The 15,157-nt window shown below is 40.3% G+C and carries 15 protein-coding genes; 5 read left to right on the top strand and 10 right to left on the bottom strand.

The features are described from left to right. Positions 1-18: 18 nt before the first annotated feature. Together C7Y70_RS13905 and C7Y70_RS13900 are read right to left on the bottom strand one after the other, a co-directional pair. Positions 19-402: a GCN5 family acetyltransferase gene (locus C7Y70_RS13905; RefSeq protein WP_135475333.1), complete on the bottom strand. Its 384-nt coding sequence runs from the start codon at positions 400-402 to the stop codon at positions 19-21. A gap of 120 nt (positions 403-522) precedes the next feature. Then, positions 523-1,311, bottom strand: coding sequence for a YwqG family protein (locus tag C7Y70_RS13900; RefSeq protein ID WP_135475332.1), 789 nt, complete (start codon positions 1,309-1,311; stop codon positions 523-525). Positions 1,312-1,696: 385 nt separating this feature from the next. Here C7Y70_RS13900 and gloA point away from each other — a divergent pair, with 385 nt between their 5' ends. After that, positions 1,697-2,224, top strand: a complete 528-nt coding sequence (gene gloA / locus C7Y70_RS13895) for a lactoylglutathione lyase (RefSeq protein ID WP_135475331.1) — start codon at positions 1,697-1,699, stop codon at positions 2,222-2,224. Between the two features lie 70 nt (positions 2,225-2,294). Here the strand turns inward: gloA and htpX are convergent, their stop codons facing one another. After that, positions 2,295-3,158: a protease HtpX gene (gene htpX / locus C7Y70_RS13890; protein ID WP_099293682.1), complete on the bottom strand. Its 864-nt coding sequence runs from the start codon at positions 3,156-3,158 to the stop codon at positions 2,295-2,297. Between the two features lie 358 nt (positions 3,159-3,516). Between htpX and C7Y70_RS13885 the strand changes: the two genes are divergently transcribed. After that, on the top strand, positions 3,517-5,040 hold the full coding sequence (locus tag C7Y70_RS13885) for a hemolysin (RefSeq protein WP_135475330.1): 1,524 nt from the start codon (positions 3,517-3,519) through the stop codon (positions 5,038-5,040). A 56-nt stretch (positions 5,041-5,096) separates the two neighbouring features. On the opposite strand, the gene bioD is transcribed toward C7Y70_RS13885, so the two are convergent. Genes bioD through bioB form a run of 4 tightly spaced genes read right to left on the bottom strand, consistent with a single transcriptional unit; the run spans position 5,097 to position 8,830 of the window. Beyond that, positions 5,097-5,780, bottom strand: a complete 684-nt coding sequence (gene bioD, locus C7Y70_RS13880) for a dethiobiotin synthase (RefSeq protein WP_135475329.1) — start codon at positions 5,778-5,780, stop codon at positions 5,097-5,099. 10 nt (positions 5,781-5,790) lie between these two features. Next, positions 5,791-6,624 carry a methyltransferase domain-containing protein gene (locus tag C7Y70_RS13875; RefSeq protein WP_135475328.1) on the bottom strand — a complete coding sequence of 278 codons (834 nt, stop codon included), beginning with the start codon at positions 6,622-6,624 and terminating at the stop codon, positions 5,791-5,793. Then, positions 6,621-7,775, bottom strand: coding sequence for an 8-amino-7-oxononanoate synthase (locus C7Y70_RS13870; RefSeq protein ID WP_135475327.1), 1,155 nt, complete (start codon positions 7,773-7,775; stop codon positions 6,621-6,623). Before C7Y70_RS13870 ends, C7Y70_RS13875 begins: the two co-directional genes overlap by 4 nt. Positions 7,776-7,789: 14 nt before the next feature. After that, a complete protein-coding gene (gene bioB, locus C7Y70_RS13865; RefSeq protein ID WP_099293674.1) occupies positions 7,790-8,830 on the bottom strand; it encodes a biotin synthase BioB in 1,041 nt (346 codons plus the stop codon). A gap of 97 nt (positions 8,831-8,927) precedes the next feature. Between bioB and bioA the strand changes: the two genes are divergently transcribed. After that, on the top strand, positions 8,928-10,217 hold the full coding sequence (bioA, locus tag C7Y70_RS13860) for an adenosylmethionine--8-amino-7-oxononanoate transaminase (RefSeq protein ID WP_135475326.1): 1,290 nt from the start codon (positions 8,928-8,930) through the stop codon (positions 10,215-10,217). Between the two features lie 24 nt (positions 10,218-10,241). Here the strand turns inward: bioA and C7Y70_RS13855 are convergent, their stop codons facing one another. Next, a complete protein-coding gene (locus C7Y70_RS13855) occupies positions 10,242-10,676 on the bottom strand; it encodes an AAA family ATPase (RefSeq protein WP_135475325.1) in 435 nt (144 codons plus the stop codon). Positions 10,677-10,960: 284 nt separating this feature from the next. Between C7Y70_RS13855 and asnS the strand changes: the two genes are divergently transcribed. Both asnS and C7Y70_RS13845 read left to right on the top strand, forming a co-directional pair. Continuing rightward, positions 10,961-12,358 carry an asparagine--tRNA ligase gene (gene asnS, locus C7Y70_RS13850; protein ID WP_135475324.1) on the top strand — a complete coding sequence of 466 codons (1,398 nt, stop codon included), beginning with the start codon at positions 10,961-10,963 and terminating at the stop codon, positions 12,356-12,358. A 126-nt stretch (positions 12,359-12,484) separates the two neighbouring features. Beyond that, the gene (locus C7Y70_RS13845; protein WP_135475323.1) at positions 12,485-13,399 is read left to right on the top strand and encodes a substrate-binding domain-containing protein; all 915 of its coding nucleotides are present in this window, start codon (positions 12,485-12,487) and stop codon (positions 13,397-13,399) included. Positions 13,400-13,463: 64 nt separating this feature from the next. On the opposite strand, the gene C7Y70_RS13840 is transcribed toward C7Y70_RS13845, so the two are convergent. Then, entirely contained in the window at positions 13,464-14,390 is a 927-nt protein-coding gene (locus C7Y70_RS13840; protein WP_135475322.1) for an FAD-binding protein, read from the bottom strand. Then, positions 14,391-15,140: an electron transfer flavoprotein subunit beta/FixA family protein gene (locus tag C7Y70_RS13835; protein WP_099293655.1), complete on the bottom strand. Its 750-nt coding sequence runs from the start codon at positions 15,138-15,140 to the stop codon at positions 14,391-14,393. Positions 15,141-15,157 lie beyond the last annotated feature (17 nt).

Below are 15,157 nucleotides of genomic sequence, written 5' to 3'. Positions count from 1 at the left end.
TGACACCATAGTCACTTGTTATATGCCATTTCCACCAATAAACTCTGGAATTGTATTTGCCTGTCGTTGACTATCGACTAACCACTCAACAACCCATTCTGTTATACGTTCGCCAGTTTTATGAATGAATTTACCTGCTTCAGGTTCATCAATCCATTCAAGTTGTTTAATTAAAACTAAAGGTTCTTCAGAGCCATCAGTCTTGTTGGAGAATTCAAGAGCTTCATCATAAGTGTGAAATGCATAATAATATATTTCACCATCAAACTCATCAGGAGCGCCTTGCCAAGGTCTGCACCAAACTCGATATTCTAGAACTTGATCGTAAAAATACCCACCGCCCGATTTAGTACTTGCAGGATATTCTCCAACCATATTTTTATCTATTGAATTAGGGTACATCTGTAAAACTCCGTGGCATATAACGCCCTGTTAACGGACAAAATATAGTTGGCTAAAATAGGCGACGAAGGAGCAAAAGCCAACTGTATTTTGTCCTTGTTAAACAGCTTGTTAGCCATTTTAGCTACATTGTAAAATCAACCATGGCTTGGAGAAGTCACAATTTTTAGCATCGCTTTCTCGCACCCAAAAATACAGCATCCCCATATCTCCCCACATTGCTTCTATTTCATCATCAGAGTCAAATTGTAAAAGCAACTTCCAATCGAGTAATTCACTTCTCAAATTTTCAGCTTCCTTGGAGTTGTAGCCATCAGAGTTACCACAATAAACACCTCCACTAGCTAACTGGCAGTCCTCTTCCATTGAGTCTCCTTGGATGGGGCTTGGAAAACCACCAATTTGATGTCGTGGTTCATCGCCGAAATGTTCATCAATAAAGTCGTAATACTCTTCGTCATCATCCTCTGAAATTCCAAGGGATTCAAAGTCCAAGCTTTGACCGTCGGGATAGCTAATAAAGCTCTCAGACTTAATGTATTTAATTGACGGAAATAAGTGCTCTAAATCAAGATCTGATGGCAATTCATATGGGTATAAATCAGCATCACCATTTTCGTATAGCGTTGCCCAACCACCAATATCTTTAGGATCAAAACCCCAAGGCCACTCTTCGAGATCGTAGAAAAATAAAAGTCTGCCTGTTTGAGGTAGCCAATCTATTTCTTTGTTTGAATTGATTTCCTTTAAGTCTAATTGTCCGATGAATCCTAGAGGTTTGTCATTTTTCCGAGGCCAATCAAACTTGGCTCCAACTAGCGGTTTCCCACCAAGAAAACTCGATGTACGTTTATCAGAGTTCACTAGACGTAAACATCTTTGACCCAAAGCTAGAACTTTTTCATTCATTCTTTCGTCAACTCCATTTGATGGCTAACAACTTTGTCTACGACATTTGTCGTTTTATAAACCGACATATGTCCATATATTACATTGCATTTATCTTAGCCCTCAAATAAACACCTGTAAACAACTAGTTAACTGCAGCTCATGCTTAATAAATGTAGAAATACCCCAAAATGGTGGAGATCAGTAATATTAGACAAAACACCATCACTGTATAAATAAACAGTATCGCTAAATGTGTCATTTTCCGCTTTCAAAACACTCAACTCACAGGCTGATAATTTAGCTCGGTGGTTTTAATTTTTGCTGCTGTTTATTATGATGAGCGAACACCCTGCCTTTTTAAATCCATTAAGGTTTTTTCAGTCATTTTATTAAGGATTATCTCATGTCTAGCTATAACGAATCTCCAGAGCAAATTGCACAGGCCACTGAGGGCTATGTGATGCAGCAAACTATGTTGCGTATTAAAGATCCAAAACCGTCGCTGGCATTTTATGAAAACGTATTGGGCATGAAGTTGTTAGGAAAGTATGACTTTCCTGGTATGGAATTTACCTTGTACTTTTTAGGCTATGAGCAAGATATGCCAAAAGGCGATGATAAAGAAAAAACTCAATGGGTGTTTGGTCGCCCTGCGTTGATTGAGCTTACCCATAACTGGGGCACTGAAAACGACGACAGCTTTACCGGTTATCACAGTGGTAATGAAGAACCAAAAGGGTTTGGCCATATTGGTATTAGCGTGCCCGATGTATACGCTGCCTGTGAGCGCTTTGCTAAATACGATGTTGAGTTTGTAAAAAAACCAGATGGTGGTTCAATGAAAGGCCTTGCCTTTATTAAAGATCCAGATGGTTACTGGATTGAAATACTTTCGCCAGAGGGCATTACAGATATTATTCAATCGCAATAAAAACCATCAAACATAAAAAAGCCTGCAAATGCAGGCTTTTTGTTTACAAGTACTGTGAAAAACTTGATTTTTAGCGACGTAGTGCGTCTATACGTGCATCAAGCGGAGGGTGAGATGAAAACAACTCAGCCATGCCTTTACCACTGGCAATACCAAAGGCCATCATTGAGCCTTCTAATTGCGATGGGTGGTTTTGCTTTAAACGCTCAAGGGCTGATCGCATTTTGTCTGCCCCCACTAAATGAGCTGCGCCATTATCGGCTGCAAATTCACGTTTACGGCTATAATGCGCAACAATTATGCTGGCTAATACACCAAATAATACTTGGAACAACATATCGAATAGGAAGTAAGTCCAGCTACTACCGCCCTCTTCTTCATCGCTATTGATAAAATTATCTACAATGCCCGCTAACACTTTTGCGGCAAAAATAACAAAGGTATTCACCACACCTTGAATAAGCGTAAGTGTTACCATGTCGCCATTAGCCACATGCGATACTTCGTGTGCAAGTACTGCTTCAGCTTGATCTTGGCTCATGTTATGTAATAAACCCGTACTCACTGCCACCAGCGAATTATTTTTACTTGGGCCAGTTGCAAAGGCGTTCATTTCTGGGCTGTCGTAAATAGCGACTTCAGGCATTTTTATACCGGCTTTTTGTGCTTGCTGCGCAACGGTGTTTAATAACCACTGCTCTGTTTCGTTGCGAGGCTGCTCAATAACCTTTGCCCCTGTTGATTTTTTTGCCATCCATTTCGACATATACAACGAAATAAACGAACCACCAAAACCAAATACAGTTGCAATTAATAAAATGCCACCCAGGCTACGATGGCTCAGGCCCAGCGCACTCATTATTATTGAAAGCACAACACCTAATACCAACATCACCGCGAGGTTAGTTAATAAAAATAAAAATACACGTTTCATACATATTCTCCAAAAATAACAACTATTGCTCAGCGACTAGGCATATGCTGATCGGACATAGCAAAACTGCGTTGTGACAGATTATGTCATAACGTCAGCGCTATTCTGTGACAAACTATGTCATAAAGCAAGCACTCTATCCTACTCGATAGACCATTGATAAAATTATCTGTATTTAGTTTTTTAGTTAAATACATATAATTTCCAAGCAGGCATTAAAATAAAAGAAGGATTAAATAACTAGACAAGAAAATTCCCATAACATTTAAGTAACTTCTGATACTACAAAAAGATTAGCCTTGATAAATTAACTTTAATGTTTATAAAAGTGTTCAACTTAACGGGGTTAACATCAATCATGAAGAAATTTCCTTTATCATTACTAGCAATAACATCAACAGCGCTACTTTCATCTCTTCAACTTGCTCACGCAAATCAATGTGATGGTCAGTTATACGGTATCAATGCAGGCCGCGGCGATACAGGCATTGTCTTTAAGCTTGATGAATATACACAATCAGCTGAAGCTCATTCACGTGCCAAGTTTAGTTCATCCGCACTTGCTCATGTTAAAGAGTCAAACCGCCTCTATTATATATCTGCGCCACGCCCAATTGATTATAAGGTCGATGTGGCGCATTTAGATTTTAATAGTACGCAGTTGAAATCGTTACCTATCAGTGGCAGCAAATTTAAATACATTAAATTAGCCTATGTCGATTTAAACACTAACGAACATGTTGTAGTGGGTCGCACTAAGAATATGTATCGTTTAACTTATGATGAAACAAATAATCGTTTGTTGGGTTCATATAAAAATAAACTTTACACAATATCACCAGAGACAGCTGAAACTTCGTTGCTTGGTGAAATTTCAGGGTTAGATAGCGATTCAGGGATTTGGCGCGGTGATATGGTTTTTAAAAACTCTGAGTTAGTGTTAGTGACAAGCTCTTCACTTTATTCAGTCGATATAGATTCACTCAGAGCGACTAAACTAGCTGACCATAATTTATCTTCCGTAACAGGTGCTGCTCTTAATCAACAGGGTGATATATTACTGAGTCGTACTAGCCTTACAGATCTTGGGCATTCAAATAAGTCGCAGCTTTACAAAGTGAATACAAGCACCGGTAATACATGTCATGTTGCAGATTTCCCTGTTCGCATTAACGATTTAGCGGCTAACTTTAACGAGTCGACGACATGTTACTCAGCACCTATTTGTAGTGTGTCTAATATTCCAACAATTACTCTTTCAGCTATTTCAGACTCAGTGACTGAAGGTGATACTTTAAGCTATGAACTGCAGTTGAGTAACGTATTTGAACAAGACGTAGAAATTTTTGTATCAACGACACAAGGTACGGCAAATACTAACGATTATAGATTTATCAATCAGGTAGTAACCGTGCCTGCAGGGGAAACATCCTACGTTATCAATATTGCAACTATTGATAATAATGATTACAGCGAGGATAAAGCATTTACACTCAACGCAACTGCACAAAGTAATTCTGTAGGTTCTGCAACAGCACCTGCGTATATTTTAAATGATGACGCGCAATGTGTACCAGAAAACTATACTCGCATTAATTACTCATTCGTTTCTGAGAGCTCTTCAAATAACAATGATTGGGGTATAAAAGTAAATGGTCAATATATAAAACTACTTGATGAACATGGCACAGATGGCTATTACGATGTAAAAGCAAGTGACTCAATCAGCTATGTGTTAGCGGTTAATGGTAATGCGAGCAAACTAAAAACCGCATTTAAAATGTTCTGGAATAAACAGTATTGGGAAGATCAAAACGACCACGACTACAATGATTTTGTTGTCAGAGTAACGACTAAACCAATACAATCTGAATGTAATTAGTGAGTTAAAATTATGATTGAAAAGCCAGCACTGCTGGCTTTTTTAATGACTAACTTTTAGTTATTAATTGATAAGGCTTTGAGCAGGGTTTTATAAATTTGTAGTTTAGGTGTTTGCTCAGTATAAGGGCTTATTGCAAGCAGTGGCATGGGTAAGCGCGCCTTGAGTGAATCTAGGTTTGCTTGGTATTCATCCATTGCGGCATCAACTTGATTGGCTATCCAGCCAATGCAATTCACACCCATACTTTGCATATGTGCTGTGGTTAATAACGCGTGATTAATGCAGCCTAGTTTCATGCCTACAACCAAGATAACGGGTAGTTGCTCTGCACTCACCCAATCATATAAATATTGATTTTCATTAATCGGTAATGCCCAGCCACCAGCCCCTTCTGTTAACAGGTAGTCAGCGCCTTGGCTTTTAATGTTTTGATAAGCCAAAGTCAGCTTTTCAACATTTAAGTTTACCCCTGCTTTTTGTGCAGCAATATGCGGTGCGATGGCAGGTTCAAAGGAAAACGGATTAACTATGTCGTATTTAGCGCTCACTGTTGCGCTTTCCATTAGCATTAAGGCATCCGCATTAACCAGTTGGTCAAACGCCATTTCACAGCCAGAAGCTATGGGTTTAAAGCCAATAGCGCGTTTTTTATGTTGGGCGAGCAACTTTAACAGCAAACTGGTTATATGGGTTTTACCGGCGTCAGTATCAGTACCCGTAATAAAAAATTCGTTCATAACCTTGCCTTTATGTTTTTACTTTTTCTAATGATAACAATACCACATGATAAGATACATGGGCTTGGTTGTTTATCAATGGGTACGCAGCACACACTTTTTTTAAAGCCGATTTAGTTAGCAAACCAGCGCGTTGGGTTGAATGGTTTTGTGACGTCGCGCCAATGGCTTTTATTGAATGTATAGCGTTGAGAGGGTTTGTAAATTGGTCGGTGTAAATCACCTTTGTGGCACTATTGACTATAAACCCCGCATTTATGACCGATTGGTTTATATTGTTCTGAGTTTGAAAGCGGTTTATTCGGCTATGTGAATCAAGCACCGAAAACGCCGTTTTTATTTCATGCAAAGAGCCTTCAACCACTGCGCTGATATACGCCCTTCCCCCTGGTTTTAACGTTTTATACAATGCGTGCATTAATGTTTCAAAATTAGCTGACCATTGTACAGCAAAATTACTAAACACTACGTCAACACTGTTTTCTTGTAACGGTAAGTTATCCATATCTGCGCAAATACGCGGCGCATCCACATTGCTACTTTTGAGCATAGTATGGCTTAGATCTATCGCCAAAACATGACGATACAACTCTTGCAAAGCATGGGTATTGACTAAAGGGCCTGCCCCTAAATCAATACAGTAGTCTTGTTTAGCGTTGTCAGATGCCGCCATTAATTTAAACAAGTCATTGGCTGCTTGCTTTTGTACATTAGCGTGCGCTGCATAACTGTTTGCAGCTGTTGAAAACTTACGTTGTGTCGCGTGTTTTAAACTATTGCTAGATAAGCACTTTGCTTGGGCGTAACTTGGTTTATCAGCAACAGCGGCGAGTGGGCTTATCATGCAATGGCCTTTTGTAAACACGTTATAAGAGTTTGAATGTCTTGCTGTGTATGTGCGGCGGTTAACGTAACGCGTAAACGCGAGGTGTTATGCTGCACGGTTGGCGGGCGGATCGCACTTAACCATATACCTTGCTGTTTAAGGTGCTCACATGCGGCTAATGTTTGCTGGGCACACCCTAAAACAATAGGTTGAATGGCGGTGTTAGAGTCCAGTAACGCAATACTGTGTTCATTGGCTAAGCGTTTAAATAACGCAATATTTGCTTTTAATGCCGCTCGTTTCTCATTTGCATCTCGAAGCGTTTTGATACGCGCTAAAGTATGCGATGCATTTAAAGGCGACATGGCTGTTGAGTATGTGTAATCGCGGTTAAACTGTACCATATAATCGATAAACGCATCTGTGCCTAATACACACGCGCCACTGCTAGCTACGGCTTTACCAAATGTTATCACTAAAACTTCAGGGAGGTTACCCGCTGCAATCAAGGGTTCACAACTACCTAGACCGGTATCACCTAATGCGCCAAACCCATGTGCATCATCAATCATCAGCCACGCATTGTGCTGTTTAGCTAAACAGATCAATTCGTTCAATGGGGCTTGATCGCCATCCATCGAAAATACCCCTTCGCTGATAATTAATTTATGCTTGGCGTTGGACTTCTCAAGGCGAGATCGTAAATGATTCATGTCATTATGATTAAAACGCACCATTGCCGCGTTTGCATGCAATGCGCCATCGATTAAGCTGGCGTGATTTAACTTATCTTGAAAAACAGCGCTGTGTTGAGCAATGGATTTATCTTGAAACAACGCTTTAATTACGCTGCTATTGGCACTAAAACCCGAGTTAAACAGCATCGCATTTTCATAACCAAATTCAGCACATAAATAATGCTCTAACTGCTGCTGAGCTAGTTGGTAACCTGTGACTAACGCTGAACTGTGACTCCCTAGTGTACGCGTTGCATGGCACGCGATGACCTCGTCACCAAAGCCTAAGTAATCATTACTCGCGAAGTTGAGGTAGCGTTTATTCTCTACCTCAATTTCCCGTGCGCTGATTGGGTTAACAATATGGCGCTTGCGTTTTAGTGCGCTTTGCTCGCGCGCATCCAAATGGGTGTGTATATAGTCAAATTGCATAGTTGTGCGCTGCGTTATGCAGGGTAAAACAGTTCTGAGGTTGCTTTATCGGCTACTTTAGATGACAAAGATGCGGCGACGGCTTCGTCTGAGTAATCTTGATGCTTTTCAGGGTTCATACCTAATTTTTTAATCAGGTTCATATCCGCATCAGCCTCAGGGTTTTCGGTTGTAAGCAATTTATCACCGTAAAATATAGAGTTAGCACCGGCAAAAAAGCACATTGATTGCATTTGTTCGTTCATAGCATTACGGCCTGCAGATAAGCGAACGTAACTTTTAGGCATCATAATACGCGCTGTTGCAATAGTACGAATGAAATCAAAATGGTCTAAATCATCCACATTTTCAAGGGGCGTACCTTTAACTTTAACCAACATGTTGATTGGTACACTCTCTGGTTGCTGTGGCAAGTTTGCAAGCCCCATCAGTAAACCAAACCTGTCAGATGCTTCTTCACCCATGCCCACAATGCCACCAGAGCATACTTTCATGCCGGCATCACGTACATTGCCAATGGTGTCTAGGCGGTCTTGATATGTGCGAGTTGAAATAATTTGCTCGTAATACTCAGGCGATGTATCAAGGTTATGGTTATAGTAATCAAGCCCAGCGTCGCGCAGTGCGTGTGCTTTATCGTTATCTAGCATGCCAAGTGTCATGCAAGTTTCAAGACCTAGCTCTTTTACTTCTTTTACCATTTGTGAAATGTAAGGCATGTCACGATCTTTAGGATCTGACCATGCAGCGCCCATGCAAAAACGGGTTGCGCCTTTTTCTTTCGCAGCACGAGCTTGCTCAACGACCTTTTCAACCTCTAATAAACGTTCACGCTCTAAGTCTGTTTTATAGTGGCCAGACTGCGGGCAGTATTTACAATCTTCTGGGCAAGCACCGGTTTTGATAGATAGTAACGTAGAAATTTGCACTTCGTTGGGATTAAAATTTTCACGGTGAACAGAGGCGGCTTTGAATAGTAAATCGTTGAACGGCATTTCAAATAATGCTTTTACTTCTTTGTGTGTCCAATCGTGACGAACGGCTGCAAACTCCATAACTCTCTCTTTTTATTTTTTAATGACGGTGGATATTGGTTTAGTCTAAGACTTGGCGTAACATTGTCAACGAAACGCAGCAGATTAAAGTTTACTAATGATTAAAAAACACACAATCGACCTCGATTTTGATCGTCAACACATTTGGCACCCATACACATCAATGACACAGCCGCTTGAGGTCTACCCTGTTACGCATACACAAGGTAATAAAATTTACTTAGCGACGGGTGAATGTTTGATTGATGGCATGGCCTCGTGGTGGAGTGCTATTCATGGTTATGGCCACCTTGCATTAAAAGCTGCTATGCATCAACAAATAGACACTATGAGCCATATTATGTTTGGTGGCATTACCCACCAGCCTGCAATCGAGTTGTGCAAAAAACTCGTGGCTATCACCCCTGAAAGCTTACAAAAAGTATTTTTAGCAGACAGCGGTTCGGTCTCTGTTGAAGTGGCAATAAAAATGGCACTGCAATATTGGTTAAGCCAAGGTATCACCACGAAACAAAAATTAATGACGCCATTAAAGGGCTATCATGGTGATACATTTGCAGCCATGAGTGTTTGCGACCCCGTTAATTCAATGCATTCCTTGTACAGTGGTTTTTTACCTGAACATGTATTCGTTCCTGCCCCTGTCAGTCAGTTTGGCGAGCGGTTTGATACCAACGAAGCCGAACAACTTGAACACTATTTTAAACTACACCATAAACAAGTGGCCGCATTTATCATTGAGCCAATTGTTCAAAATGCCGGAGGTATGAACTTTTACCACCCTGACTACTTAAAGACCGTTAGACGGTTATGTGATGAGTACAATGTTTTACTTATTTGCGACGAAATAGCCACAGGTTTTGGTAGAACAGGTAAAATGTTTGCCGTTGAACACAGTGACATTGAGCCCGATATCATGTGCATCGGTAAGGCACTCACCGGCGGTACAATGACGTTATCAGCCACACTAACCACAGACAAAATTGCTATTGGTATCAGTGAAGGTGAAGCTGGTGTGCTAATGCATGGCCCTACATTTATGGGTAACCCTCTAGCCTGCGCTGTGGCATGTGCAAGTATTGATGTGTTATTTCAGCAAAACTGGTCGGTGCAAATTGCACAACTTAATCAATCATTGGCATCATTAAATAAATGTGCGGATCTTGAACAGGTAAAAGATGTAAGAATACTGGGTGGTATTGGTGTGGTTGAGCTGGCTTGTGAGGTTGACGTTGCGAAAATTCAAGCGTATTTCATCAGCCAAAATGTTTGGATACGCCCTTTTGGCAAATTAATCTATTTAATGCCACCGTACATAAGCACAGCTGAGGATATCAAAATACTCTGTGATGCCATATACAAGGCAATTGCTAATAACCAGTACTAAAAAGCGCTGCTTACATGTTTGATTTTACCATTCAAACATGTAAGCCATTTTACTGATCATCTTTAACGGCACTTTGTGACTATTACGTTTGGCATATAAGTGTTGCATTGATTTATCTTTGACTTCACCAACAATCACTTCTTTTACTTGGTAGCCAAGTGCTATCGCTGCTTGACTATAAGCAATAAATTCCCACTTTTTAATATTGGTGTTATCAACGATTACCAAAGGGATTGATTGTGATAAAGCATTGATGAAGCGAGCTAGATTTAAGTTATGAAACTGCGATAGCTTAAATTTATCAAACTTATATTCACCTTGCTCGTCATAAAAGTAGTCATCCGTTGAGCAAATCAAGTATTGGCTTTGATCACCTGTGACGAGTTCGTCAGCAAGCGTTTGTGCGTAGTATGACTTACCTGAGCCTGGCAGGCCGCGTAAAATAAAGACTTGTTTCATGGAACCTGTAATTGTTAGTTAATTAGTTAAAAATACAAAGTTAAACCTATAATGCCATAAAAGCGGGATTTATCGCACACTTAAGGCAGATTTATTTAAATCGGTGTTTATTATTCACGCGCTTTATTAATAAAAGCCGTAATTGTATAAAAAAAACTATAAAGAAATTGCAAAGAGTTGCATGCACATGTTTTTTTATTTTCCGTTCAAAGGTAAGATACGGGGTTCAAGTGCAACAATGCACACATTTATTAATGTAGGCAACTTATATCATTGGAGTGAAGATGAGCCACTTAGCGATTTCAGAGCTATTAAAAGGCAAGGTTGCGGTAGACAGCCAAGTAACAGTAAAAGGCTGGATCCGTACTCGCCGCGATTCAAAAGCAGGAATTTCATTTTTAGCCGTTCATGACGGTTCATGTTTTGACGCAATTCAAGCGGTAGTGCCTAATTCACTGACCAATTATGAAGAAGTAACGCGTTTAACAGCTAGCTGCTCTGTATCAGTAACAGGTGTTTTGGTTAAATCTGAAGGCAAAGGCCAGTCATTCGAAATCCAAGCGAATAAGGTTGAAGTATTAGGCTGGGTAGAAAATCCAGACTCGTATCCTATGGCAGCTAAGCGCCACAGTATTGAATACTTACGCGAACATGCGCACCTTCGCCCTCGTACAAACATTATTGGTGCAGTAACACGTGTTCGTAACTGCTTAGCGCAAGCGATTCATCGTTTTTATCACGAGCAGGGTTATTATTGGATCAGCACACCGATCATCACTGCAAGTGACTGTGAAGGTGCCGGTGAGATGTTCCGTGTATCTACGCTAGATATGCAAAACTTGCCACGCACAGATAAAGGCGACGTTGATTACAGTGAAGACTTCTTTGGTAAAGAAGCGTTTCTTACTGTATCTGGCCAGTTAAATGGTGAAACATACGCCTCTGCTATGTCAAAAATTTACACCTTTGGCCCGACTTTCCGTGCAGAGAACTCAAATACCTCTCGCCACCTTGCTGAATTTTGGATGGTTGAACCTGAGGTTGCGTTTGCAGATCTTGAAGACATCGCAAAATTGGCTGAGAACATGTTGAAGTATGTATTCAAAGCCGTACTTGAAGAGCGCCGTGATGACATGGAATTTTTTGCACAGCGTGTAGAGAAAACAGCTATCTCGCGGTTAGAAGAATTTGTAGAAAAAGACTTTGCTCAAGTTGATTACACTGACGCTGTTGAAATACTAAAATCATGTGGCAAAAAGTTTGAATACGCAGTTGAATGGGGTGTAGATTTACAATCTGAGCATGAGCGATATCTTGCAGAAGAACACTTTAAAGCACCAGTAGTAATTAAAAACTACCCACGTGATATTAAAGCGTTTTACATGCGCCAAAATGAAGACGGCAAAACCGTTGCTGCAATGGACGTAGTTGCACCAGGTATTGGTGAAATCATTGGTGGTTCACAACGTGAAGAGCGCCTTGACGTTCTTGATGCGCGTTTAGAAGAAATGGGCTTAAACAAAGAAGACTACAGCTGGTACCGCGACCTACGTAAATATGGTTCAGTACCACACTCTGGTTTTGGCTTAGGTTTTGAACGCCTAGTTGCTTACGTAACAGGCATGGGTAATGTACGTGACGTTATTGCCTTCCCACGTACAAAAGGCAGCGCTACATACTAAATATATACCAATTAATTAGTATATTTAGTAATAAAAACCAACCCTAGGGTTGGTTTTTTTGTTCCTGTTTATTGTTCTAAAGAGTTTGAACTATACTTATTAAAAATCTTCTACAAAACGATTTCTATGTTTAAACAACTGATATTATTTATAGTTTTATTGTGTGCACCAGTCATTAACGCCCAAGAAAAACCCACTTTAGAGACATTACTAGTCGCAGGCTCTACGTCTGTCACTCAAATGCTCGGACTTGTCAAAGAGGATTTTAATCAACAAAGCAAAACAGTTATGCAGCTGCGTGGCATGGGGAGTGATAAAGGCATCACTGCTATTGCACAAAACCTTGTAGATATTGGCGCATCATCACGCTACATGACAAAACTCGAACAAGAGAAATGGCCTCACCTTAAACAATTTGTACTTGCCCAAGATGCTTTAGTATTTTTTGCTAATACCGATAATGAAATATCCAACCTTTCTATTGACCAACTAACAGCGATCTATTCTGGTCAAATTAATCAGTGGTCACAGCTGGCAAGCTTTGAGGAAAAAAAATCTAGAAAAGACAACCAAATTGATTTATTTAGCAAAGGAGTTCAACACGGCACATTTGACGTATTTTTAGAGTTCTTATCACTCGATTACATGAAATCACCGCAGTCTGATTCAATAAAACTTAAAAAAGAAGGCAACAGAGGGCTATATTCTAAAAATGATGTACTTCTATACAATGAATTTAATCAAGCACTCGGTATTGTACAACGTATTCCAACTGCTATTGCCTATGACTCTTTTGGCGCTGTTTCACAATTTTCAGAGTTAAAAAGAATAAATAAAATTAGGGTGTTATCTATTGATGGTGTCCAGCCTAGTTTTGAAACGATTAAAAGTGGGGAGTACAGCTTTGTAAGGCCGCTGGTAATTATTATTAACACCCAGTCGGATAAATCAATGAAGAAGGGAAAACAACTATTGCGATTTCTCGAGGCCGAAACCGTTAAAAAGAAACTGTCTGAGTTACATTATGTCATGGTTAATTGATGGCATTAAAAAAAGCTGCGAACCTAAGGAACAACAGCTTTTAACAACCAGAATCGTTTATAATTTACAGTGCTGCTTCAAGCTCTGGTAGTACATCAAATAAATCTGCAACTAAACCATAGTCAGCAACTTGGAAAATTGGTGCATCAGGGTCTTTGTTAATTGCAACGATCACTTTAGAGTCTTTCATACCGGCTAAGTGCTGTATTGCACCGCTAATACCCACAGCAATATATAAGTTAGGCGCAACAATTTTACCCGTCTGCCCTACTTGCATATCATTAGGTACAAACCCGGCATCTACCGCCGCACGTGAAGCGCCAATTGCTGCACCAAGCTTGTCAGCAATACCATTTAGCAGAGCAAAATTTTCACCATTTTGCATTCCACGACCACCAGATATAACCACCTCAGCGGCGGTTAACTCAGGGCGTTCAGATTCTGTTTGCTCAACACTGACAAAACTGCTTAATGCATTTTCTAGGCTTGAGCTAATGGTGGTTATAGGTGCTGCCGTTTGCTCATTTTGTAAATCAAAGCTACTAGCGCGCACTGTAATCACTTTTTTGGTGTCTAATGATTTAACTGTCGCAATCGCGTTACCCGCATAGATTGGACGCTTAAAAGTTTCGGCATCCACTACATCAATGATTTCAGAAACTTGTGCAACATCTAATAATGCTGCCACACGCGGCATAAAGTTCTTACCTGTGGTCGTTGCACTTGCGACTATATGGGAATAATCAGATGCCAACGACAACACTAAATCGGCCGTGTTTTCTGCTAGTTGGTGGGCGTATGCTGCATCATCTGCAACTAACACATTGCTAACCCCGTCAATGAGAGCAACATCATTTGCCATACCGCTAATATCGGCACCTTGAACAAGTACATCAACAGCAAAACCTAATTTAACCGCAGCATTAATAGTTTTAGATGTTTCTGGCTTAAGTTGGCCATTATCATGATCTGCTATTACTAATGTTTTCATTTAAATCACCTTTGCTTCTGTTTTTAGTTTTTCAACTAATTGGGCAACATCTTCAACAACAATACCACCAGTACGCTTTGCTGGCTCATTGACAGATACCAACTGTATACGGGGTGCTAAATCAACGCCTAAGCTGTCTGCTGCAATAACTTCCAATGGCTTACGTTTTGCTTTCATAATATTTGGCAACGAAGCATAACGCGGTTCATTCAAACGTAAATCCGTCGTTACAATAGCAGGTAGTTTTAATTCTACTGTTTGTAAACCACCATCCACTTCACGCGTCACTTTTACGGTACCGCTGTCCACATCAACTTTAGATGCAAACGTACCTTGCCCACGGTTTGTTAGCGCAGCTAGCATTTGACCTGTTTGGTTATTATCTGAATCGATTGACTGTTTACCTAAAATAACAAGTTCAGGTGATTCTTGCTCTACGATTTTAGCCAGCAATTTAGCAACATGAAGCGATTCTAGTTTTTCTTCTGTTTCGATATGAATGGCTTTATCAGCACCAAGTGCAAGTGCTGTACGAAGCTGCTCTTGCGAAGCCTTTGCACCAATCGTCACCGCAACAACTTCGGTTGCAGTGCCCGCTTCTTTTAAACGAATAGCTTCTTCAATCGCTATTTCACAAAATGGATTCATCGCCATTTTTACATTGGTAAGATCAACGTCACTGTTATCAGATTTAACGCGTGCTTTTACGTTGTAATCGATGACTCTTTTTATTGGAACGAGAACTTTCATAGGAACTCCCTGATTAT

This window comes from Pseudoalteromonas sp. KS88, assembly GCF_004766475.1.
Lineage (GTDB): Bacteria > Pseudomonadota > Gammaproteobacteria > Enterobacterales > Alteromonadaceae > Pseudoalteromonas.
Note: the sequence above shows the minus strand (reverse complement) of the source record. Positions and strands in the feature narration are given on the sequence as shown.

Bases quoted from the DNA above. Each gene is read 5' to 3' on its own strand.
- htpX (WP_099293682.1), bottom strand. From the start codon at position 3,158: ATGAAACGTGTATTTTTATTTTTATTAACTAACCTCGCGGTGATGTTG.
- C7Y70_RS13905 (WP_135475333.1), bottom strand. From the start codon at position 402: ATGTACCCTAATTCAATAGATAAAAATATGGTTGGAGAATATCCTGCA.
- bioB (WP_099293674.1), bottom strand. From the start codon at position 8,830: ATGGAGTTTGCAGCCGTTCGTCACGATTGGACACACAAAGAAGTAAAA.
- C7Y70_RS13845 (WP_135475323.1), top strand. From the start codon at position 12,485: ATGTTTAAACAACTGATATTATTTATAGTTTTATTGTGTGCACCAGTC.
- C7Y70_RS13885 (WP_135475330.1), top strand. From the start codon at position 3,517: ATGAAGAAATTTCCTTTATCATTACTAGCAATAACATCAACAGCGCTA.
- C7Y70_RS13840 (WP_135475322.1), bottom strand. From the start codon at position 14,390: ATGAAAACATTAGTAATAGCAGATCATGATAATGGCCAACTTAAGCCA.
- bioD (WP_135475329.1), bottom strand. From the start codon at position 5,780: ATGAACGAATTTTTTATTACGGGTACTGATACTGACGCCGGTAAAACC.
- asnS (WP_135475324.1), top strand. From the start codon at position 10,961: ATGAGCCACTTAGCGATTTCAGAGCTATTAAAAGGCAAGGTTGCGGTA.
- C7Y70_RS13875 (WP_135475328.1), bottom strand. From the start codon at position 6,624: ATGATAAGCCCACTCGCCGCTGTTGCTGATAAACCAAGTTACGCCCAA.
- bioA (WP_135475326.1), top strand. From the start codon at position 8,928: ATGATTAAAAAACACACAATCGACCTCGATTTTGATCGTCAACACATT.
- gloA (WP_135475331.1), top strand. From the start codon at position 1,697: ATGTCTAGCTATAACGAATCTCCAGAGCAAATTGCACAGGCCACTGAG.
- C7Y70_RS13835 (WP_099293655.1), bottom strand. From the start codon at position 15,140: ATGAAAGTTCTCGTTCCAATAAAAAGAGTCATCGATTACAACGTAAAA.
- C7Y70_RS13870 (WP_135475327.1), bottom strand. From the start codon at position 7,775: ATGCAATTTGACTATATACACACCCATTTGGATGCGCGCGAGCAAAGC.
- C7Y70_RS13900 (WP_135475332.1), bottom strand. From the start codon at position 1,311: ATGAATGAAAAAGTTCTAGCTTTGGGTCAAAGATGTTTACGTCTAGTG.
- C7Y70_RS13855 (WP_135475325.1), bottom strand. From the start codon at position 10,676: ATGAAACAAGTCTTTATTTTACGCGGCCTGCCAGGCTCAGGTAAGTCA.